The sequence below is a fragment of the Salmonella sp. SAL00653 genome (assembly GCF_046552515.1).
GTDB lineage: Bacteria > Pseudomonadota > Gammaproteobacteria > Enterobacterales > Enterobacteriaceae > Salmonella > Salmonella enterica.
The window spans coordinates 1-21013 of the sequence record NZ_JBGDTY010000015.1 but is presented as its reverse complement, the minus strand read 5'-3'; the positions used below and the strand labels follow the sequence as shown (position 1 = coordinate 21013).

Genomic DNA, 21013 nt, shown 5'->3' with positions numbered 1-21013 from the left:
TCGTATGAAGCATGAAAATTACCTCATGTTTTATATGAGGATTCAACACCATATCAAAACCGGTAACTCTCAATCTTTCAAGGCTATGTGTCAGATCAGGTCGTGATAAGACACATAAATTTAAAAACCTATATCTGGCTAAATAGACTTTTTTATAACAGCTTTATAAATTAAACAAATCTGCCATAGAGACAGATTTGTTTAATTTATAATTAGAGGTTTGCAACGTTATGATATACTTTTTGCACATCATCATCATCTTCAAGGGCATCAACAAGTCCTTCAAAGATTTCTAAATCTTCTGGTGAAAGTTCAACTTCTGATTGAGCAATCATTTCTAATTCTGTTGTTGAAAATTCAGTAATTCCAGCTGCTTTTAGCGCTGCAATTCCTTTGTGCAGGTCTGTAGCTTCAGTATAAATAACGATGTTTCCTTCTTCTTCGGTTACATCACGAACATCAACTTCAGCATCAAGCAAAATTTCAAAAATATGGTCAGGGTCTGTTCCTTTAAATACAATCACTCCAGTATTGTCAAACATATAGCTGACAGCACCTGCCGCTCCGATATTCCCGCCTTTTTTATTAAAAATTGTGCGGATATTAGCAATCGTACGGTTAACATTAGACGTCAACGTTTCAGCGATAACCATTGAACCATTTGGTCCAAAGCCTTCATAACGCCCTTGCACGAACGTTTCATCTCCGCCACCTTTGGCTTTATCAATGGCTTTATCAATAACATGTTTTGGAACCTGTGCCTGTTTCGCACGTTCAATAACGAATTTTAAAGCTGAGTTTGATTCCGGGTCTGGTTCACCTTGTTTAGCCGCAGCATAGATTTCTACACCAAATTTTGCATATACTTTAGACGTTGCACCGTCTTTAGCCGTTTTTTTAGCAACAATATTTGCCCATTTACGTCCCACTGGAAACATCTCCTCAAAACATTATTTACATTAATGGCAGGTTAATAACCTGCATATTTTTCTACCGTATTATATCATAATATATAAATTCTCGTCTATGAGAAATAAAAACATCCAGCTTTTACGAGGGATTACTTTGATTTTAACAATAGCTAATATGGTGGATAAGTCCTTTTCTGATTTTCTTCTGGTTCTTTTTTATTCTTAATAATTGAATTGCAGCAATAACGTCTTATTGAGGGTGGTTTCGCTCAGCAGGTGAGGTGGAACGCTTGCACGTCTTGCGACATATTGTGGCAGAAACTTAATGGCGAAATTAAGAGCCTATCCCATTAGGGCTATTTTACTTGCCATTTTGGACCTGGGCAGTGCTCAAAATCCTCACGTACTACGTGTACGTTCCGGTTTTTGCGCGCTGTCCGTGTCCAAACTGGCTGCGCCAATAACGCCTACTGGGATAGTCTCTAAGACGATATATTCCCGCCTTGAGCCGCGTTAATTTGTTGCATACTTTTAAATGGAGGTATACCTCTTGTAGGGTATACCTCCTGCTTTACGTTATCGCGCGATTAACGCAAATACGCCCCAGCCAAAGTATTCTCGCGTCCAGGTGACGTGACGTTTGGGGGCTACCGTCAGTTCTGTTCGAACCTCTTGCGCAAACTCATCGTCAGGGTTTTCCTCCAGCCAGCGACGCATGGTCATCCACTTCGCGGCTTCATATCTGTCCCAGCCTTGCGGGTCCGCCAGCACCATTTCCACTACGTCATAGCCGAGTTGGTCGAAAAAGGCGACCAGCTCGGGCAAGGGGCGAAAATCGGCGACGGATGAGACGCCACAGGCGTGGGCGATCTCTTCCGTTGCGGGGATCTGACGCCAGTACGGTTCACCGATGAGAATGATCCCGCCAGGTTTGAGGCTTTTGGCCAGCAGATCTATTGTCCCCGCGACACCGCCCGCAATCCAGGTCGCGCCTACGCAGGCCGCCACGTCATATTTTTCCTCGTCGATATAACCGGCCGCGTCGTTATGAATAAAATGTACGTATTCACTGACGCCGAGCTCTTCTGCACGTTGTTTTAGAGCGGGCTTATGTCAATGCCAGTACCTGTAACACCGTAATCGCGAGCCCAGGTGCAGAGCATCTCACCCGAACCGCTACCGAGATCGAGAATCCGCATGCCTGGTTTCATGCGTAACGCATGGCCCAGCGTGGCGTACTTTTCCGCTGTAAACGGATTATGGATACGGTGTTCGCTTTCGCTAATGGTAAAAATACGTGGGATATCCATTGGGTTATTCCTTTTACTGAGGGCAATACCCTCAGAAGTGGATGCTTTTTCAGCCAGCAGCGCAAACAGCTTGCCTGCAAAAGTCTCGCCGACCGGCCAGGTGTGACTGTCCGGGCGCTGCAACACAGTGAAGCCAGCATCACCAAGCAGGCTGATATATTCATCATCGCGCCAGGCCTTCATTTGACTGCCGAAACGGGTGGTACAGCCGTTTTCCGCTATCGCCCAGAACTGCGTTGAGCTGGTTTGGGCCTCTTCATCCCAGGCATTTTCCGTTAACAGCAGATGAGGCTCGGCAAGAAACAGGCCGTGCGGACAACGCTGCCAGCCTGGCTGCGCCATGCCCTGGCGTTTAACTTCATCGAAGGTATGCACTTCAACAAGCAGTTTGCCATCCGGTTTCAACCACTGAGCGCAATGACTGATGAGGCTTTGCGCATCAGCAGCGCTAAAGACATTCAGTTCCCCAAACGTCATCATAATGAAATCAAAAGGTTCCGTGGGGTGGTATGTACGAATATCCTGCTGAATGTAGTCAATATTCAGGTTTGCGGCTTGCGCCTGCTGGCGAGCCCATGTGATGGATGCCGGAGAGAAATCTACGCCTGTGCAGTGAAACCCACGCTCCGCTAACAGGCGGGTATAAAAACCGGGGCCACAGCCGAGATCCAGAATGCGGGCGCCAGCGGGTAACTGACGGGTAATCCATGTTACCTGTTGCTCAATCACGGTTAGCCGGCGGCTGGCCCAGTCGTGGTCCTGCGACAGATGATTTTCCAGCATGCGTTGGCTGAAGGCTGGCTCGTCCCAGGGGATTTTGCCTTCATCGGGTAATAGCCGAATGTGATGCGTTGCAAAAATAACGGCGCTGATATCCATCATCATCTCCTTAGCGATTATCAGGCTGGGCGCGAACGCTGTTCAGCCCGGTTGTATTAATGCGGTAGGGCTGACCGTTAACGGATTTGATCAGCTTTTTGGTTTTGAGTTTTTTGAATACAGCGAGCGTGCAATCGGCGAGCAACAACCCTTCGCGGCTATAGCACTCAACGGCGGTGACGCGGCCTGACGCATCGCGGATGTGCGTAATGCGTCCGCCTTTGGCGAGAACGTGTAAGGTACGTTGTTCCTGACGGGATAAATTCATACTGAAGAACCTGTTTAATCATCATAGGCTAAACGTGCAAACACACTGCAGTGTCCGCATTCGATTTCGGCGCATTGATAATCAGTCCGGCCTGAAAAGGTCGGGTAACTGATTATCAGATGATGACATTCTCCAGCATCAAAGCCTCGGGTTGAGTTGAAAGGTATTTACGTCGTGAATTATAACACCTGATTTCTGTAAGTGAATAACCGGGAGTGAAAAGTGTGATCTCAAAGGGAGGCTCATGACGTTTAGCGTATCAGATGAATAGCTCCCGCAATTACCATAATGAATATTGATTAAACTCATATACCCGATAATGACCGCTTTGATAGTCTCGACGTATCTTTTGGCCGTTGACAGGGTTGTAGCGTTGGAAATCTTTTTTTAACCCGCTGAAAAATATCACTTAAATATTTTTCATACACAAACATTTATGGTCCGCTGAGTTCGGATCCGGTTTTGTATGGGTTAAAAAAGGTACGTTATGAAAGTCATATGGACTGTCACTCCTGTGGGGTATCAGCGCATAGCGAAACGTTGCCCTTCATGCAGCGTAAAACGGGACTTCACGCCTTCTGGGGCATTTCGGGTTAATTCGCAAAAGAAGGTACTCGATGTCTGGAGTATCTATAAATGCACACACTGCGATTACACCTGGAATATCTCCTTGTTCTCACGCCTACCAGTCAGCAAAATTAACCGCGATCTTTATTGCCGGCTGATGGCGAATGATGCTGCCACGGTGCAATATTTTGCTTATGACAACGCGATCCTGAAGCGAAACAATGCTGAATTATCGGGGCAGCCTGATTTTCACATTCAGGAACGGTGGCTGGTCAGTATCGCCTCCCACAAGCAGGTCAGTGTTAGCGTCAGGATTTCCCGTTCTTTTCAGGTCAGCCTGCTGTCGATTTTGAAGAAGCAACTCCTGCTAAGCGCAGCCGAAATCAAGAGACGGATTGAAACAGGGCAAATAAGTGACGTCACGATGAAAATGCTTAAATCGCGAAAACTGAAGAATGCGAAATATGATTTGCAGCTCTCAGTTGAAACACTGTATGACCGGCGAAGGATTGTTCTGACCCGTCGATAAAAATAATAAGCTCACCTTTCGTTTAAGTGTGCTGGTATGGCAACGACGTAACGGAATGAAAGAAGGACTAAGGGACAGGTGAGCTTTAGTTGAATAACCCTTGTCTGTGGCATTCAGTGAAGGCTGAATGCCATGGATAATCCAGACGTTTTCGCACCAGTGATGATCAGCAGAATGACAAAGGGCGATGGGTTACAATTATCTGTAGAGTAAATAAATATTTACGCAACACCATTAAAAAATAAGAAAAAATGGCTCACTGTTGAGCTGATATTAATACCTGAACCACTGAATTAGAGTAATGTGGCGCTATTCATAGCGTAATTTTTTCTGTTGCGGTTACAGGGGGAGGAATGTACACCTTTAGACCATACTCACTAAGGCATAGCGATCTGTTATATGAAGATATTCCGTTAGAAATACGCGAGCAAATAATCTTATTGATTATTAATACGTTAGGGAATTGCTCCTCTTTTTATGATATGACATTATACTGCTATCATAATAGTCATTCTGACGAAGTTTATCGAAGAATATGTAAAACGTTGCGCAAAGAGTATGGCTTATTCACCTTATATGCGCATTCAACGTCATATCTGGATGAAATGAGTAATCTGTTATTAAAAACAGATGATAAAAGAAAGCATATTGATACCATTGAGCTTGCTTTTAACTATATAGATACCTACCTTCGGACCTATGAAGTTACGCTTGGGTTAGAACCGGATAAGGCGATTAGTGAATTAAATAATATATTTCATGAGCATGGTTTAAAATATCGATATGAAAATGGTAGGATTGTAAGGTTGCGCAGAATAAAACGGCTTAAAAACATATGTTATTATTTGTACTCTCCTGGAGAGTATGGCTTTGTCGAATATGATCTTATGGAAGCGTATAATCGCCTGATGCTTAATGATTTTGCCTGTGTCGTAAAGGAATGTCATGCAGTCTTCAGAAGCGTTCTTCTCAGAATTCATGAGAGAAAAGGTATCGTATATCATGAACAAGATAGTTTAAATACCTTAATGACTAATCTGATGGCGAGAGGCGTTATATCTGCTGAATATGCACATAAATTTCATTTTTTAAGTAACGTGCTGGAGTCAGAAATATTTCTGCCGATGGCGCCAGAAAAATCGCATCATCACTACGCAATGATGCTCCGTATCTCTGAAGAGTTGGCCTGTAGTATTTATTATCTTACTGAGCGGAGTATATTTTTTCTTACCCAGCGGGCTGAAGAAGATAGTGTCTCGCCATAATAATGATCGCGCTGTCGCTCAGTCAGACTGGATCATCGTTATTTAAATTTGTTCAGACGTCGGAATTTTTTGTTCTGCCGTCTGTTTTTTTAGTGATGAGCTGTTCAGTGCAATAATAAGGGGTACAGTACGATGACTGATTTTTAAACTGCATATCATCTGTGTCGCATTTACTCATGGGTATTGGGTCAGGGAGAGAGAAGAATGAGCACTATTTTAAAGCCTTTTTTATTGGCGGTAACCCTGATGTTAATCTTAATAAGGCCTGGCTTTGCAACGGAGGATGGAGCGATAACCATGGTTAAAACCTACAGCTCTTATGACTATTTGCAGACCCGAGCGCGGTTGATGCACGCTGTCGCCGATCACGGTCTGGTGTTATTTGGGGAATTTGATCATGCCAGAGCGGCACAGAATGTTAACCTGAAAATGCCGCCGACAACGGTTCTGGTCTTTGGCAATCCTAAAGGCGGAACGCCTCTCATGCTGGCGCATCCCGAACTGGCACTGGATTTACCGTTTCGGGTGCTCATTAGCCAGCAAGCCGATGGGCGAACGTTGGTCAGTTATCATCCCGCTGAAGCGCTGCAACGTTATGGTCTTGATGCCGCAGCCATACAGACTTTGAAAAAACTGGAACAGCTCGTTGAAAAAAGTCTCCACTAAAGCTGAAAATCGGGCGATGTGTTTGCACAGGTGATGTCGCGAATAAATGCGCTCACATCGTCCATTACCTGATGCGATAAGGCGGCATCGAAGGTGGCGCAATCAGCATCACAGAACCCGTGCCGCGCATCGTACATTTTACACTGCACCCGGGGGCGCTTTTCCAGCGTCTGTCGCATGGCGAGGGGATCAAACGCCGGCTCATAGCGCGCGATAATAACCAGTGCCGGACAGAGAGGCGCAAGATGAAGGTACTGGCGTATACGGGAACCGTAATAGCAAATGACGCCATCGCATAACCCACTGGCTGCACTTAGCCATGCGAGCGTTGCGCCGACGCTATATCCTACGACGATTAGCGTCTCGTACTGCGTTCTGAGATCGTGGAGTAATGTGGTAACGACGGCGGGATCAAAGCCGACATTTGCTGAAAAGTGACGGTAAGCCTCCTCCTGCTGTTCATAGCGAAAGGGGGTATGGTGAGGAAACAGCGCGGGAATATAAATATCGAATCCGCGCGTCATCCATTCATGGCCTGCGCGTTGGATATGAGCGTTAATACCATAAATTTCATGCAGAATAATCGCTGCCCGGCGATGGCGGCTCGACAAACTGGAGGCGTTGCTTCCCCCGGATACGCCTGGGGCGAAAAACACGGTGTCTTTTATCATAACGCGTTCTTGATACAAAGAGAGCGGCTGGATTTTCGCCGATCACGCTATGTCAGAGGCATTATTCCTGTCAATGTACAGACACATTTTATGGCCTGATTTTTGGTTGATAAATTTTATATTGGTAAACCAATATGCTGTTCATATTCAGGCATCAGGGCTAAAGGTGGAACATCAGTCGTGTATTGTCTATTGCCTTTCCTTTCATCTGGCCTCATTAGCGAAACGGGGCGCATTATTATTTTGTTGGTTGACCAGTTTCGCGTTTTTGGTGTGCTACGCGTGCTATCCCTCTTTACAAATGCTATAGTCTGATACCGGGAAATCGCATCGGACGGGCACGACCAATATGAAATCAAACACTTCTCAGCAAAGACCTTACCAGGAAGTGGGCGCAATGATACGGGATCTGATTGTTCAGACGCCGTACCGCCCCGGGGAGCGCTTGCCGCCGGAAAGAGAGATCGCTGAGAGGCTCAATGTGACGCGTACCGTCGTGCGTGAAGCGCTGATCATGCTGGAAATTAAAGGTCTGGTTGAAGTCCGCCGCGGCGCCGGGATCTACGTGCTCGACAGCGCGGATAATAACGAGATGGAAGGCGCTGACGTCAATCACTGTAATGACGCCGGGCCGTTTGAACTGTTACAGGCGCGTCAGTTGCTGGAAAGCAATATCGCTGAATTTGCCGCTCTGCAGGCCACCCGCGAAGACATCATTAAAATGCGCCAGGCGTTACAACTGGAAGAGCGAGAGCTCGCCTCCAGCGCGCCGGGCGGCTCAGAAAGCGGCGATATGCAGTTTCATCTGGCCATTGCCGAAGCGACCCATAACAGTATGTTGGTAGAGCTCTTCCGTCAGTCTTGGCAATGGCGTGAAAATAATCCGATGTGGCTCCAGCTTCATAGCCATCTGGGCGATACGCTTTACCGTAAGGAGTGGCTGGTCGATCATAAGCAGATCCTCGCGGCGTTAATTAAGAAAGACGCCCGCGCAGCGAAGCTGGCGATGTGGCAGCACCTGGAAAACGTGAAGCAGCGTCTGCTGGAGTTTTCCAATGTTGATGACATCTACTTTGATGGCTATCTGTTTGAGTCATGGCCGCTGGACAACGTTGATGCCTGATTATACCTGGAATAGCGTGGGCAGGCCCAGTCCACGTTTTACTTCCTGTAGCGTCTTTTGAGTGACCTCATGCGCCCGCTCGCTACCTTTTTTCAGCAATTCCATTAGCATTCCCTTATCTGCAATAAAGGTTGCCCGTCGTTCGCGTATGGGCGCGATCAGTTCTTGCAGGCAGGTCTCCAGCTCATTTTTACAGACACGGTCGCCTAATCCGCCTTGTTGATAATGTGCTTTCATCGCCGCGACTTTGGTTTTATCCGGATGGAACGCATCCAGCCACGTAAAGACGACGTTACCTTCTATTTTTCCCGGATCGCTAATTTTTAAATGATTGGGATCGGTGTACATCGCGCTGACCGCACGGTGGATGGTCTCTTCGCTGGCGGAAAGAAGCAGGGTATTGCCGAGCGATTTCGACATCTTGGCGCTGCCGTCAATGCCTGGCAGACGGCCCGTATCGCTCAGGAGCGCCTGACAGGGTCGCAATACCGGCGAGGAGAAAAGACTATTCATCTTATGAACGATCTCATTCGTTTGCTCAATCATGGGCAATTGGTCGTCGCCAACCGGTACCATTTCGGCCTTAAAGGCGGTGATATCTGCCGCCTGGCTAATGGGATACGCCATGAACCCGACCGGCAGGGAACGGGTAAAGCCTTTTTGGGCAATCTCATTTTTTACCGTAGGATTACGCTCCACTCGGGCGACGGTAACAATATTCATATACAGCACCGTTAATTCGGCGAGGGCGGGTAACGCGGATTGCAGGCAGATCGTCGTTAGCGCGGGATCGATGCCGACGGCCAGATAGTCAGCTAACACTTGCGGAATATTATCGCGGATTTTTTGCGGATTACTGCCGTTATCGGTGAGTCCCTGCAGGTCGGCAATCAGGACATACTGTTGGTGATCCTGCTGTAGCGCGACGCGCTGGCGCAGTGAACCGACATAATGGCCGAGGTGCAGCGAGCCGGTGGGGCGATCGCCAGTCAGAATGATAGGAAGGGTGTTCATTAAGGACTCCTTTATGCTTACTGTAAAGCCGAAAGACGTCCCGAAACACAGTAGCCGCCTTTCGGCGGCTACTTAAAGAGGGATAGTGATCCGTGCCGCCTTCAGGAAGGCAGCCACCAGCGGAGATGACGTTGCGTAGCGTTGGATCGTTTCGTGTTCATGTGATCTAACGTATCACGACTAAACGTAAGGGTAAAGCGGCTGGCGTGTCGCCCGGGCATAAAGTCATATCGCCTGAACAGAGAACATGTTACTGACTTTGAAACGCGATTTTATAATTTGCTGCTCAAAAATACGTGGCGCTGAAAGGCACATTTTTGATGCAAATCATTTATTACTGTGATAACACTGCGCGCGATAAAAACATTAAATATATTCACATAGTAAATATGTTCTATTGGAATGGTTGTTTTCGATATGACAAAAGTCTAAAAAACCCATTGATGTGAAAAGGAATAAGAATTGTCTATATTCCGATTCTGTGAAATTAAGTAATTTCTCGGATAAAAATAAGAAATGATATTGATATTTCTTTTTTGATATGGTTCTTATAGCGGCTATGGTTATTCAGGAAACGATGCTTGAATGCTAGGCGTAATAGATTTCAGGTCAGTAGCGCTATTGTAAAATGGATTGTTGATGGCAGAAGGCATTTAGCAAGAATCCAGTTATAGCAGATTGTCGGTATTTAATCTGGTATACAGAGACACCAACGAAATGGCTGGAAAATGGAACGTTCTTTCATTGTTGGCGTTCCGTCCTTGTCAGCCTGCTTTGCCGCATGATAATCACGGAGGGGGGGATGGACGCCATCTATTTAAAACTGGACGGTATTGAAGGCGAAAGCCAGATCAAAGGTTTTGAAAACCAAATAAAACTTATTGCTTACAACCACAACCCAACGAAACGGGAGTCCGGCGAAGCGAGAGGGACATATATTGGAGGGTTGACGCTGACAAAGCCTGTCGATCTTGCTACGCCTGGCCTCTATGAGCACTATTGTAACGGGAAAACGGTGAAAGAAGGCGTGCTGACATTATGCCGTCGTGATAAGGGCGCAATGCTGCCATTTATTATTTATACGCTCACTAATGTGCAAATTTCACGCATGAGCAATCATGGCGACGCCGAAGGCAGCGCCACGGAGACTGTGGATTTGGTTTATAGCCATATTCGCTGGGATATTCCCGCATTAGCGTCGAAAAGCAAAACACGGCGGCCCCTTCACCGACAGGCGCTGTGGCGATGAGGATAAAACAAGCTTGCGGACTCGCAGTGGGCGATGCTGTATAGCGAAATGGCATTTAGCGGCTTGCGAAGGTCGATGAGCGCTCATGTAACCAATCGATTGCCTGAAAAGGCGATAACGCGTGGCCCTTACACCCGTTATGATTTTTACGCATAGCCGCTAATAAAACGGCATTTTTTATATACACATCAAGTTGATAGTGTGTTTCTGACCTTGACGTAAATAAGCGGGAAAAGCGATGAAACACACCATTGGGATACTGGGGGGGATGGGACCTGCGGCAACGGAGGATATGTTGGAAAAATTTGTTGAATTGCGACATGCCAGTTGTGATCAACAACACATCCCGCTCATTGTCAGCTCTATCCCTGATATTCCCGATCGTACAGCATGTCTGTTATCCGGCGGGCCTTCGCCATACCGTTATCTGCATATGCTGGAAGACGCCGGGGCGGAGTGTATCGTTATCCCATGCAACACTGCGCATTATTGGTTTGATGATTTACAGAACGTCGCGAAAGCGCGAATGATCAGCATCCTGGACGCCACCCTGGGGGATATTCCGCCATCGGCGCGGCACGTTGGTCTGCTGGCGACCAATGCGACGCTGGCGACCGGGTTATATCAAAAGAAAGCGCTGGCGCGGGGGCTGACGTTAATTCAGCCAGAAGAAGCGGGACAGGCGTTGGTAATGCAGGCTATTTATACGCTTAAACGTGGCGATAAAACTGCGGCGCAAGCGCTGCTGCTGCCGCAAATCGATAGCCTTATTGCCCGTGGCGCTCAGGCAATTATTATGGGGTGTACCGAAATTCCGCTTATTGTGGCCGGACATGAACGCGCGATAGCGTGCCCGATGATTGATTCCACCGCGTCGCTGGTGCGCGCGGCGATTCGTTGGTATGAGTCCTGGCCGGACACCCGCGCCTCTTTGACCGGGGAACAACGCCTTACCGCCTGAGGTGTTTACAGCGCGGCCTGAAGCCCACGCAGGTCGCGCCAAAATGTTTCGGCTACCTGACTCATGCGGGTATTCATGCGATAAGCATAAGCCTGGATCGGAATAACCAGTTCGTCGGCATCAAGCACTATCAGGCGTCCGTCGGTAATCTCCTGACGGACAGCATACTCGGGCAACCAGGCGATTCCGCAGCCGTCCATCGCAACCTGTTTTAACAATTCACTCATCGAAGAGACGAAAGATGTACTGAAACTCAGTTCAGCATGGCGAGTCAGGGTACGATTTATCAGCCGACCCATATAGGAGTTTTGACTGTAATTAAGCAGGGGAAAGTGCGGCTGCTCAAGCGTATAGCGCGGCTCGCCCCGGCCATTGTTGGCGCAAACCGGAAACAGTCTCGACTCAAACAGGCGGATATTATCAAACGGCGCTTGTTGCAGATTTTCATCGTGATAAGAAAAGATAAAATCGCTTTGCCCCTCACGTAACATATCCACCGCCTGGTCGACATCTATCGCCTCAACGGCGTAGGTAAACTGCGTCGGCATCTGCTTAACGATGGTCGGCAACAGGCCGAGGGAGAGCGAGTGGGCGGCGGCAATCTTGATTTTACGCAGCGTATAATCGCTGCCGCCGCGCAGTTCGGTCAGATTGCTTTCCAGCTGCTGTAACAGGTGGCGAACCTGGGAGTGAAAGATTTTACCCTGTTCGGAAAGCTGTAGCGGCGAGACCTGGCGGTTAAACAGTTCAACGCCCACGGCATGTTCCAGGGCGCGAATCCGCCGGATAAAAGCGGGTTGCGATACGTTGCGGATAATGGCGGCCTGAGAGAAATTGCGGCACTTTTCCAGTGTCAGAAAATCATATAGCCATTTTGTCTCAATATTGTGCAAACCTGCTCCAGTTACATCCATTTACCGTTATCCTGTCAGCCGCCCGAAGGGGCATTCTACGTCCATTCGGGCGGCTGACAACCGCTTATCCCGTCCTCTTTCAGAATGCCGTGGTGGGGCAGCCTGAAACTAGTGGGAATTACGCCGGTTCAAAGGTACCTTTTACGCAGGCTTTCCCCTCATTGACCATGCGTTTGCCGCGCGCATACACCTGCTCAATGCGTAAATCTGCGCTAAAGACGAGCAGATCCGCATCGTTACCGGGACGAATCTCGCCTTTGCCGTCCAGACTGAGGAAGGCGGCTACGCTGGTTGTCAGCGGACGCAGAGCATCGGTCAGGCTGAATCCGTAGTGGTTAACCAGCGTCTGCAACGTCTCCAGCAAACTTTCGAAGCCCGCGACGCCGATACCCGTCAGATTTCCGGCAGCGTCAAATAGCGGCTGGCTGCCGTTGCCGTCTGAACTGAGCGTCACCCGGGAAAGCGGGACGCCGGCTTTTACCGCTCTGGCAATGCCCTCCGCCGGCGCGACGGGATCCGGGATACTGGTGGTAATGTCGATCACGCCGCCTTTAAGCGCAAACGCCAGCGCCTGCTCGAAAAGAGATTCGCTACGGTTGACGTGGGTAGGCAGCAGTTTACCGATCGGCACGTCGCTGTTTTCCAGGATGTCATACAGCGGCTGTAACCCTTTTTTGCTGCTGCCCATATGAAAAACGCTGACACCGGGTTTGCCGCCCAGCAGGCCGCCAACGCGTGATTCGGCGGCCATGCTGGCGAGTTGATTCCCGCCGGGCGCGGCGGAACGGTGGTCGGAGACTGCGCATTTCACGCCAATGACGCGGTCGATCAGCGCGACGTCTTTTTCTACCGAGCCAGTAATGGTCGGCGACGGAACGTGATAAGCGCCCGTGAGCATCCAGGCGGTGATCCCCTCCTCATTTAGCGCTCGCGTTTTGGCTAACAGCGACGCGGGATGACGGCTGACGGAGTCGGTGCCAAGCAGGCCGACGACCGTTGTTATCCCGGCTTCCGTCAGGCGGCTCAGGGAGACTTCCGGCGTCCGCGTCGTCGGCCCCGCTTCGCCGCCGCCGCCGATCAGATGAACGTGTTGGTCGATAAAGCCCGGGCACAGCATACGGCCGCTAAGATTAATCACCGTACAGTCCGGTACGATATCGCTGGGGATGTCAGCGCCGACGGCAATAATTTTGCCATTCGCGAGCAGAACATCGCAGATGCCCCGGTCTTCTGGCGCAAACAGGTGCGCACCCTGTAATAAGGTAAACTCCGCGGCGGATAAATCAGGCATGATAACTCCTTATTAAACAATAAGCTGCATGACCCAGATCGACAGCAGCGCATTGATGGCGCAGACTGCGATAATATGCGGGTAATATTTGGCGTTGACTTCGGCAGTACCGAGACAGCGGCCGACATTCTGTACCGGGTTTCCCATCAGGTAAATGGCTGGCAGTAGTACGGTAACATCGTGGCCGCTTAGCGCGCCGGCGGTAGCCAGACTGGCCGCCACGCCAACGGCGCCGCCCATACTCATCAGCGAAGCCAGAAGCACCGTAGCCGCTTCGCCGGGAAGCCCCCACAACGCCATCACGGGCTGGCAGATATGGCCTACCCAGTCGAGCAGACCGGTAATTTTCAGCGCCTGAATAATGACAAATGCCATGACCACATTGGGTAACAGGTTGGTCGTGGCGATGGTAAAACCGCGGCGTGCGCCATCGATAAACATATCCATGACATTCTTACGTACCTGAGTCGTCATGATTGGGCTCCTTGCGCAGGGTGACGGCGTTCTTCGATGTTAATCCAGATGCGCAAAAGGTTTGCGCCGATAAATTTGAATAGCAGAATGACCACCAGCGGGATAATGACTGACGTTCCCAGAAAGGCGAATACCGCAACGCCGGAGGAGAAATAGTTGGTGATAATAGCGCTGCCGCTGGTCTGCCAGGCGGCAAAAATCACTTTATCGCGTTCGGTGATTTCGCCTTCCTGCGCCAGCTCTTTAGTCATACCCGCCGCGGCGTCGGTATTTTGCAGGTTGGCGATCAGCGCCAGTGAGCAAATGCCGGGAATGCCAAGCAATGGTTTCAGGATAGGCGTCATCAATTGCTGCGCCGCCCGCAGACCGCCCAGTCCATCCGTAATCGCGATGATACCCAGAGAAAGGATAACCGACGGTGCCAGCTCCAGCGCAAAAAGGAAGCCATCTTTCGCGCCCGTTCCGCCCGCGCTGCGAAAGGTCTGCGTACCGGTCACATGACCGAATGACCCGTTGAGTACGGTAAAATCAAAAACGCGCCACCAGCCTTCGCTTCCGGAAAATACGCCGGAAAAGAAAATAATGGTGAGAAAAAACGCCAGGTATCCCTTTATCCCGACCTTTTCTGTATCAAGCGGCATGGCCGCCCCGTCCACTTGTTGCGCCATAGCGATCCCCGAATTTTTTTGATGATGTGTTGGTTGTAGCCACAGGCCAAAAAGCCCGAAACAGAAAGACCTTATCAGTCATGAGGGTAAGGGCAAAATGCAAGTATGTATCGTGCTATGCGTTTCTTGCATAGCAGCGCGAAAAATCACCATCTTCGCTACTGCCGGAGGCGCGGGGAACCGTGGACGGTATAACGCGAGGTAAAAAAGCAAAGAAACAGGTGTTGGCGCAGGCCGGAGTCGGGAGCAGGAAAAAGGGGAAATAAATTTGACGTTAGTCAATTTCACGCCACTTAATTATCGTTGTTAAAAAATAGAATTTTTTAACCTAAATTTTACTTTTTACTGTAATTTTTCACGCCTTAAGAGGAATTGTCACGGTCAGGTCAGTGGCCGCTGATGGGTCAGCTTGCGCCCTAAGAATCCTACGGGCAGGTAATAAAAAACGAATAATCGAATTAATTTCTTGATGTGATTTATTTATAATTGTGATGATTTGAGAGGAAGCGATAATCATCATAATGGAATATATAGCCAAAATAATTCGAGTTGCTTAAAGGCGGCAAGGGAGTGAGTCCCCAGGAGCATAGATAACGATGTGACTCGGGTGAGCAACGGCCCGTCAGGGCGAGGCCCATGGATGGGCCGAGTAATCCCGTAGCCAACACATAAGCCACTTGAAGTAGGAAGGGTATATAAAATAATAGGCAGATTGATAACACTAAAAACCATAGAATAAGTATGGTTTTTAGTGGCATCTTTACCGTGAAATAACGTGTTGAGGATGTGCTATTAAAAACAGATCCGCATTGCGCCGCGAATAGCGTTAAAGATACAACCCGGTGCAGATAGCGCGGGTTTACTCTACCGCTTATTCACGTATCACAAACCGTTTTTGTTTTATCTGCTGCGCGGCGCTGATCAGCGCGGCAAAAAAGAGCGCCGCGGCGCCGCAAAGCGTGGCGTTGATAATTGCCGACGCGCCATTGCCTGACAGACTGGCGGCGAGCGGACCGAGAATTTGCCCAATACCATACGTTAGCGTCACCAGGCCTAATAAATTAATATTGCCCGGCGCGCTGAGCTGTCGGGCAAGCGGCATCACCAGCGAGGTTGTGCCCATAAACGTGGCGCCAAAACCAATACTGCTCAGTATTAACAGCAACAACGAGTCGCTGGCGAGAGACAGCAGCACGCAGGCGCTCTGGATCAACAGGTTCGCGGTCAGACATGGCAGGACGCCCCAATGTTTTGCCGCCCACAGCCAGCCGAAGCAGCCGGGAATGATCGCCAGGCCGACCAACGACCAAAGGTGCGCCGTGAGTAGCGGAGAGCCCGCGCTTTTCGCCATCAGCGGCAAATAGGTAGCGACAATGATGTAGCCGAATCCGGCGAAACCGTACAACAGCGCCAGTTGCCACCAGGGCATAGGCTGATTTTCGATTCTTGCTAAGGGCGCAGGCGGCAGCGCATGAGCGCGGGGGGGAATCAACATTGCCACGATTAATAGTAATATACCGGCGAGCGCTCCGGCCCCCAGCCATAGCGAATGGGCCGAAAGCGCATAATGTAAACCGCCAATGACATATTCGTTGCCCAGTGCAATCCCGGCCCCGACGCCGGAAAAGAGCGCGGCGATCACAAACGGATGGCGGGTATGATGCAACACAATCATTGATCCAAAAATCATCATTCCCGCACTCGCGACGCCTGCCAGGAAGCGCACCAACATGACGACCGCGGGCTGAGTAAATATCGCCATAGACAGAATAAGAATACCGGTGGCGACCGCCGAAGCCAGCAGCATGGGGCGTAGACGAGAGGGGAGATGAAAAAGGCCAAAGGAAAACAGTAAGCTTCCCGCTAGGTACCCTGCATAATTGGCGCTGGCAATCCAGGAGAGTTGGTTAAACGTTAGCTGCTTTTCCGCCAGCATTACCGGCAGCATGGGCGTATACAGAAAGCGGCCAACTCCCATCCCCAGCGTCAATACCATCATACCGAAAAGCGCCGTAAAAATGGGATGGCGAGGTGAAGCGCTCTGAGCATGAACCATGGTTTTTCTCTTTGCTAAAGTAAGGCAGGAATGCCGGATTGTTGTTGTAAATGATAATAAAAAGTAAAATTAATGTTTCAAATTTGCAAGAAAAGAAAGTGAAGCGCAGGCGAATAACGGATTGAGAAGAGGGGCATCGGTGGGAAATGGCATTAAATTAATGCCTCCCGCGTGCGGGGTTTGGCAGTTAATCTGAACGAGAATTGCGCCTTCCCCTTCTTAGATACTGAGCAGTGCCGGTATTTGCGACAGCAAATATAACACCAGACCAATAGCGCCGCCGACCAGCGTGCCGTTCACGCGGATAAACTGCAAATCTTTACCGATATTAAGCTCAATCTGCTGCGACATATCGCGCGCATCCCAGCCTTTTACGGTATCGCTGATGTGGCGCGTCAGGAAGGCGGCGAATTCCGGCGCGACGCGGTGCGCGGCCTGTTCCAGATGACCGTTAAGCGAGGCGCGTAATGCGTCGTCGGCGATCAGCGTCTCGCCAAACCATTGTCCGGCATGAGCGATGCGCTGCTTCACCTTCGAGTCTTCGGCGTTGATATCTGTTTTTAACCACTGGCGTAGATCCGCCCAGATCTCGCCGAGATAACGGTTAAACGCCTCATCTTCCTTCAGGTAACTTTTAATGTTTTCTGCCCGGGCAGCCATTTCCGGATCATGTTTAAGTTTATCGATCAGCTTATACGTCGCGCGATAGAAGGCATGACGAATCTGATGCGCGCGGTCGTGACTGATATCATCCAGCAGAGAATTTACCGCGTCGGAGACCAGTTCAGCGCTGTGTTCTCCCAGCCATTCGGTCGGCAGAATCTTCGCTTTTAACGGATGTTCGGTCTCCAGCCAGCGTATGATCTGTCTGGCGATAAATGTTCGGGAGCTGTCACGCTGTAACAGGGCGATAAGCTGGGCGATCAGCGTATCGAGTAACACCTGGTGACGATCGTTTTTGGTCATGCTTTCCAGCATCAGGGCGCTGGTGCCGGAAAGATCCACTTTATCAATCGCCTTATGTACCGCTCGCTTGAGCAGCCGCTGAATACGGGCGTCATCGGTTAGTTCCAGAAAGCCGCTCATAATTTGCAGCAGATGCTGCCCGACCCGGCTGGCGTTGTCCGGCTGGCTGAACCAGTTTCCGATAAGCAGCGCGGGTTCATGGCGGCGGATGAGTGCGATCAGCGACTGTGTATCAAGGAACTTCTCCTGCACAAATTGCCCAAGATTTTCGCCGATTCGGTCTTTGTTACGGGGAATAATCGCCGTATGTCGTGAAATAAACGGAATGGGAATGCGGCGAAACAGCGCCACCACGGCAAACCAGTCCTCCAGCGCGCCAACCATCGCCGCTTCGGCAATAGCTTTTACGCCCAGCACCCAAAAAGTGGGCGGCAGGAAAAGCGTGGTCACAAACGTCACGGCGGCTATCAGCAACAGTGAGAGCGCCAGGCGTTTGGCGCGTTTGAGTTCGGCGATTTTATTCATAGGGTTAAGGATAGAGCCAGACGGCAGGAACGTGCAAAAAACATCAGATTATCCTGTGCCGGATAAGCCTCTATCCGGCAGAGTGTTTACTTCTCAGCGGCCAGTTCTGCCGCCTCATGCTGGCGCACGCGCTGTAATAATGTCGCCAGGGTGAAGACCACAATCACCCCGGCCACCGCTGCCAGCAGGTGAAACGGCAGTCTCCCGCCGTGAAACCACAGCCAGCGGCCAACTTCGACCGACACCGCCATCACCGTCAGAATCACCATGTTCAGCGAGGCCGAAACCGTCCCTTTTGGCAAGTTGTTGGAGAAAAGCGTGAAGCGAAACAGCGTCGGGAAAATCATGCCAATGCCGAACGCGTACAGGCTGGTGCCCAGCACAGACCAAAGCCAGACGTGCGGCAGAAGAAGATTACCGAGGAGCAATGTCGCCAGCCCGCTTAACTGAATTGGTACGGCGCGCCAGATAAAACGCGGTCGGGTCGGATCTTTCACCAGGCGCACAACGATCATATTGGCCACGATCACCGCGCCGAATACGGGCACCTGCGCCCAGGCGAATTGCGAAGTACTCATCCCGCCGGCATCGATCAGGATCACCGGCGACACCGCCACCCAGCTCATCATCGGGATGTAGCTCAACGACAGCGTCGCCGCCCCGGTGAGAAAAATCGGGTTGCGAAACACATTACGAAAATCGCGCAGTACGCTCACCGCGCTGAACGGCACCGCGCCGCGTTGCACCGTTTCCGGCATCGCCAGCAGCAGGCCGCACAACGCCAACAGTCCCATCACCGCAATAATACCGAACAGCACCTTCCAGTGAACGAAGTGCATCAGCGCGGCGCCGGAGAGCGGGCCGATAACCGGAGCGACCAGCACAATGGAGGTAATAATCGCCATCAGCTTAATGGCTTTGGTTTGACCGAAGGCCTCCTGTACCGTGACGTAGCCGACCGTTGCGATAAAGCAAATGCTGGTGCCCTGCACAAAACGGGCAACCAGAAACTGCGTCATTGAGGTCGTCAACAGCGTTGCCGCGCAGGCGAGAGTAAAAATTAATGCCCCTGCAATCAGCACTGGCCGGCGGCCAATCCTGTCGGATAGCGGCCCCAGAAGCCATTGCAACGCCATTCCGCCCGCCAGATAGAGACTGACCGAGGCCGGCGCAAGACTGACGTTAGCATTAAAATCGCGCACGACGTTAATGATGCCAGGCTGAATCAGATCCGTCGTCAGATAGGCGGCAAAATCGTACAAAATCAGCGCCATCGGGAAAAATAACGTTGTGGCGCGTTGGGAGAAAAACTGAATAATCCGTTGCATAAAAAATGCGCTCCATGTCGGAGAACCCCATGATGGGATAGCGAAACTCAATACCGTCATCGTGACGTCAGGCAGGCGATGGAAACAGCGGCTGCGGATGTACTGAATTTCATGTAATCAAAAACGCTGCCGGTGAAAACACAGACAGGAAGAGACGCGTTCTGAATCTCGTCAGAACGTGTGGCGATTACAGATAACAATCAGCACATCACACCTCGGGAAATTTACGTTGCACGGAAAATATACACATTAAGTGTAATTAAATTTTGATGTTAATCAAAAGAGTTTGTCTGGTTAATAAAGATAAAGGCAGGGCGCGCAGGCTGGTATTTTGCGTGTTCAGTTCCGAAAATGCATGTGCATTACAGATAACAGGATTTATCTTCCGTCGCGCCTCGCAATGCTGAAAAGGTACGGATGAGAAAGGAATTTTCAGGAGGTAGAGTCGCAGCATCCTGGTTTGGGATGACGGAGCGCCATGAAAAAATCGACGACCTCAACACCGCATGATGCGGTGTTTAAAACCTTTTTGCGCCACCCGGAAACCGCCCGCGATTTTATGGAGATTCATCTGCCGGTGTCGTTACGCCAGCTTTGCGACCTGCGGACGCTAAAGCTGGAGCCCGGCAGTTTTATTGAAAAAAATCTGCGAGCCTATTATTCCGATGTGCTTTGGTCGCTGAAAACGCGCGAGGGCGACGGCTATATTTATGTCGTGATTGAACATCAGAGCACGCCGGATGCGCATATGGCGTTTCGGCTGATGCGGTATGCGATGGCGGCAATGCAACAGCATCTGGATGCGGGGCATAAGCATCTTCCGCTGGTGGTGCCGATGCTGTTTTATCACGGTGTTGATAGCCCGTATCCTTTTTCGCTGTGCTGGCTGGATGAGTTTGCGAACCCGGAAGTGGCAAGAAGACTCTATGCCGCTGCCTTTCCGCTGGTCGACATTACGGTGGTATCGGATGATGACATTATGCAGCACCGCCGCATTGCGCTGCTGGAGCTCATCCAAAAACATATCCGCCAGCGGGACCTGCTGGGACTGGTTGAACGAATTGCTTCGCTGTTAGTTACTGGTTGCGCTAATGACAGGCAGCTTAAAGCGCTGTTTAATTATCTTATGATTCAGCACGGACATACGCCTCGTTTCACCACGTTTATTCGTGATGTGGTAGGGCATGTCCCGCACACTAAGGAGAGACTGATGACGCTGATAGAGAGGATCCGCGCAGCGGATCGCAGAAAAGGGGAACGGCAAGGAAGACAGCTCGGTCTGGAGGAAGGATTAGCAGAAGGTGACTAGTCCTGATATAGGTTGACAGTTTTTTGTCTGTAAAACGCCTGATGAACATCATCGGGCGTTTTGTATTTC

General features: G+C 50.1%; 16 protein-coding genes and 3 pseudogenes. 7 read left to right on the top strand and 12 right to left on the bottom strand.

Annotated elements, in window-relative coordinates; translation table 11 throughout:
- Positions 1-212 precede the first annotated feature (212 nt).
- The 3 genes and pseudogenes from ACLJRU_RS16855 to ACLJRU_RS16845 all read right to left on the bottom strand — a co-directional run bounded on the left by ACLJRU_RS16855 (position 213) and on the right by ACLJRU_RS16845 (position 3368).
- Positions 213-929: a YebC/PmpR family DNA-binding transcriptional regulator gene (locus ACLJRU_RS16855; RefSeq protein ID WP_000532939.1), complete on the bottom strand. Its 717-nt coding sequence runs from the start codon at positions 927-929 to the stop codon at positions 213-215.
- A 558-nt stretch (positions 930-1487) separates the two neighbouring features.
- Positions 1488-3106, bottom strand: a pseudogene (locus tag ACLJRU_RS16850) (methyltransferase domain-containing protein).
- Between the two features lie 4 nt (positions 3107-3110).
- Complete coding sequence (locus ACLJRU_RS16845) at positions 3111-3368, bottom strand: YjhX family toxin (protein ID WP_001054381.1); 258 nt, start codon at positions 3366-3368, stop codon at positions 3111-3113.
- A gap of 487 nt (positions 3369-3855) precedes the next feature.
- Here ACLJRU_RS16845 and ACLJRU_RS16840 point away from each other — a divergent pair, with 487 nt between their 5' ends.
- The 3 genes from ACLJRU_RS16840 to ACLJRU_RS16830 all read left to right on the top strand — a co-directional run bounded on the left by ACLJRU_RS16840 (position 3856) and on the right by ACLJRU_RS16830 (position 6395).
- The gene (locus ACLJRU_RS16840) at positions 3856-4464 is read left to right on the top strand and encodes a DUF1062 domain-containing protein (protein WP_001541446.1); all 609 of its coding nucleotides are present in this window, start codon (positions 3856-3858) and stop codon (positions 4462-4464) included.
- A 353-nt stretch (positions 4465-4817) separates the two neighbouring features.
- Positions 4818-5729 carry an STM4504/CBY_0614 family protein gene (locus tag ACLJRU_RS16835; RefSeq protein WP_001541447.1) on the top strand — a complete coding sequence of 304 codons (912 nt, stop codon included), beginning with the start codon at positions 4818-4820 and terminating at the stop codon, positions 5727-5729.
- Between the two features lie 204 nt (positions 5730-5933).
- Complete coding sequence (locus tag ACLJRU_RS16830) at positions 5934-6395, top strand: DUF302 domain-containing protein (protein ID WP_038394080.1); 462 nt, start codon at positions 5934-5936, stop codon at positions 6393-6395.
- Here ACLJRU_RS16830 and ACLJRU_RS16825 read toward each other — a convergent pair.
- Complete coding sequence (locus tag ACLJRU_RS16825; protein ID WP_000588687.1) at positions 6392-7066, bottom strand: dienelactone hydrolase family protein; 675 nt, start codon at positions 7064-7066, stop codon at positions 6392-6394. The two genes, ACLJRU_RS16830 and ACLJRU_RS16825, sit on opposite strands and share 4 nt — an antisense overlap.
- 349 nt (positions 7067-7415) lie before the next feature.
- Between ACLJRU_RS16825 and uxuR the strand changes: the two genes are divergently transcribed.
- A complete protein-coding gene (uxuR, locus tag ACLJRU_RS16820; protein ID WP_000841654.1) occupies positions 7416-8189 on the top strand; it encodes a Uxu operon transcriptional regulator in 774 nt (257 codons plus the stop codon).
- Here the strand turns inward: uxuR and trpS are convergent, their stop codons facing one another.
- Positions 8190-9203, bottom strand: a complete 1014-nt coding sequence (gene trpS, locus ACLJRU_RS16815; protein WP_001094615.1) for a tryptophan--tRNA ligase — start codon at positions 9201-9203, stop codon at positions 8190-8192.
- A gap of 717 nt (positions 9204-9920) precedes the next feature.
- Here trpS and ACLJRU_RS16810 point away from each other — a divergent pair.
- A pseudogene (locus ACLJRU_RS16810) lies at positions 9921-10452 on the top strand (Hcp family type VI secretion system effector).
- A 238-nt stretch (positions 10453-10690) separates the two neighbouring features.
- A complete protein-coding gene (locus tag ACLJRU_RS16805) occupies positions 10691-11413 on the top strand; it encodes an aspartate/glutamate racemase family protein (protein WP_023235502.1) in 723 nt (240 codons plus the stop codon).
- A gap of 5 nt (positions 11414-11418) precedes the next feature.
- Here the strand turns inward: ACLJRU_RS16805 and hypT are convergent, their stop codons facing one another.
- The 7 genes from hypT to mdtM form a co-directional block, all read right to left on the bottom strand.
- Positions 11419-12327, bottom strand: a complete 909-nt coding sequence (gene hypT / locus ACLJRU_RS16800; RefSeq protein WP_023235503.1) for a hypochlorite stress DNA-binding transcriptional regulator HypT — start codon at positions 12325-12327, stop codon at positions 11419-11421.
- A gap of 118 nt (positions 12328-12445) precedes the next feature.
- Entirely contained in the window at positions 12446-13618 is a 1173-nt protein-coding gene (gene iadA / locus ACLJRU_RS16795; protein ID WP_001541456.1) for a beta-aspartyl-peptidase, read from the bottom strand.
- A gap of 12 nt (positions 13619-13630) precedes the next feature.
- Positions 13631-14092 carry a YjiG family protein gene (locus ACLJRU_RS16790; RefSeq protein WP_000211979.1) on the bottom strand — a complete coding sequence of 154 codons (462 nt, stop codon included), beginning with the start codon at positions 14090-14092 and terminating at the stop codon, positions 13631-13633.
- Entirely contained in the window at positions 14089-14760 is a 672-nt protein-coding gene (locus tag ACLJRU_RS16785; protein WP_187790632.1) for a nucleoside recognition domain-containing protein, read from the bottom strand. Before ACLJRU_RS16785 ends, ACLJRU_RS16790 begins: the two co-directional genes overlap by 4 nt.
- Before the next feature lie 871 nt (positions 14761-15631).
- Positions 15632-16816, bottom strand: coding sequence for an MFS transporter (locus ACLJRU_RS16780; RefSeq protein ID WP_000233266.1), 1185 nt, complete (start codon positions 16814-16816; stop codon positions 15632-15634).
- A gap of 219 nt (positions 16817-17035) precedes the next feature.
- Positions 17036-18307 (bottom strand): DUF445 domain-containing protein, encoded by a 1272-nt coding sequence (locus ACLJRU_RS16775; RefSeq protein ID WP_187790633.1) that lies wholly within the window; start codon positions 18305-18307, stop codon positions 17036-17038.
- A gap of 86 nt (positions 18308-18393) precedes the next feature.
- Positions 18394-19635, bottom strand: a complete 1242-nt coding sequence (gene mdtM / locus ACLJRU_RS16770) for a multidrug efflux MFS transporter MdtM (RefSeq protein WP_023235506.1) — start codon at positions 19633-19635, stop codon at positions 18394-18396.
- A 478-nt stretch (positions 19636-20113) separates the two neighbouring features.
- Here mdtM and ACLJRU_RS16765 point away from each other — a divergent pair.
- Positions 20114-20938: pseudogene (locus ACLJRU_RS16765) on the top strand (Rpn family recombination-promoting nuclease/putative transposase); the annotation flags it as partial.
- Between the last annotated feature and the right edge of the window lie 75 nt (positions 20939-21013).

What these genes read in the sequence shown, in the direction of transcription:
- ACLJRU_RS16845 (WP_001054381.1), bottom strand. Translation starts at nt 3,368, where the DNA reads ATGAATTTATCCCGTCAGGAACAACGTACCTTACACGTTCTCGCCAAA.
- trpS (WP_001094615.1), bottom strand. Translation starts at nt 9,203, where the DNA reads ATGAACACCCTTCCTATCATTCTGACTGGCGATCGCCCCACCGGCTCG.
- ACLJRU_RS16805 (WP_023235502.1), top strand. Translation starts at nt 10,691, where the DNA reads ATGAAACACACCATTGGGATACTGGGGGGGATGGGACCTGCGGCAACG.
- ACLJRU_RS16835 (WP_001541447.1), top strand. Translation starts at nt 4,818, where the DNA reads ATGTACACCTTTAGACCATACTCACTAAGGCATAGCGATCTGTTATAT.
- ACLJRU_RS16780 (WP_000233266.1), bottom strand. Translation starts at nt 16,816, where the DNA reads ATGGTTCATGCTCAGAGCGCTTCACCTCGCCATCCCATTTTTACGGCG.
- ACLJRU_RS16785 (WP_187790632.1), bottom strand. Translation starts at nt 14,760, where the DNA reads ATGGCGCAACAAGTGGACGGGGCGGCCATGCCGCTTGATACAGAAAAG.
- uxuR (WP_000841654.1), top strand. Translation starts at nt 7,416, where the DNA reads ATGAAATCAAACACTTCTCAGCAAAGACCTTACCAGGAAGTGGGCGCA.
- ACLJRU_RS16830 (WP_038394080.1), top strand. Translation starts at nt 5,934, where the DNA reads ATGAGCACTATTTTAAAGCCTTTTTTATTGGCGGTAACCCTGATGTTA.
- ACLJRU_RS16790 (WP_000211979.1), bottom strand. Translation starts at nt 14,092, where the DNA reads ATGACGACTCAGGTACGTAAGAATGTCATGGATATGTTTATCGATGGC.
- ACLJRU_RS16775 (WP_187790633.1), bottom strand. Translation starts at nt 18,307, where the DNA reads ATGAATAAAATCGCCGAACTCAAACGCGCCAAACGCCTGGCGCTCTCA.
- mdtM (WP_023235506.1), bottom strand. Translation starts at nt 19,635, where the DNA reads ATGCAACGGATTATTCAGTTTTTCTCCCAACGCGCCACAACGTTATTT.
- hypT (WP_023235503.1), bottom strand. Translation starts at nt 12,327, where the DNA reads ATGGATGTAACTGGAGCAGGTTTGCACAATATTGAGACAAAATGGCTA.
- iadA (WP_001541456.1), bottom strand. Translation starts at nt 13,618, where the DNA reads ATGCCTGATTTATCCGCCGCGGAGTTTACCTTATTACAGGGTGCGCAC.
- ACLJRU_RS16840 (WP_001541446.1), top strand. Translation starts at nt 3,856, where the DNA reads ATGAAAGTCATATGGACTGTCACTCCTGTGGGGTATCAGCGCATAGCG.
- ACLJRU_RS16825 (WP_000588687.1), bottom strand. Translation starts at nt 7,066, where the DNA reads ATGATAAAAGACACCGTGTTTTTCGCCCCAGGCGTATCCGGGGGAAGC.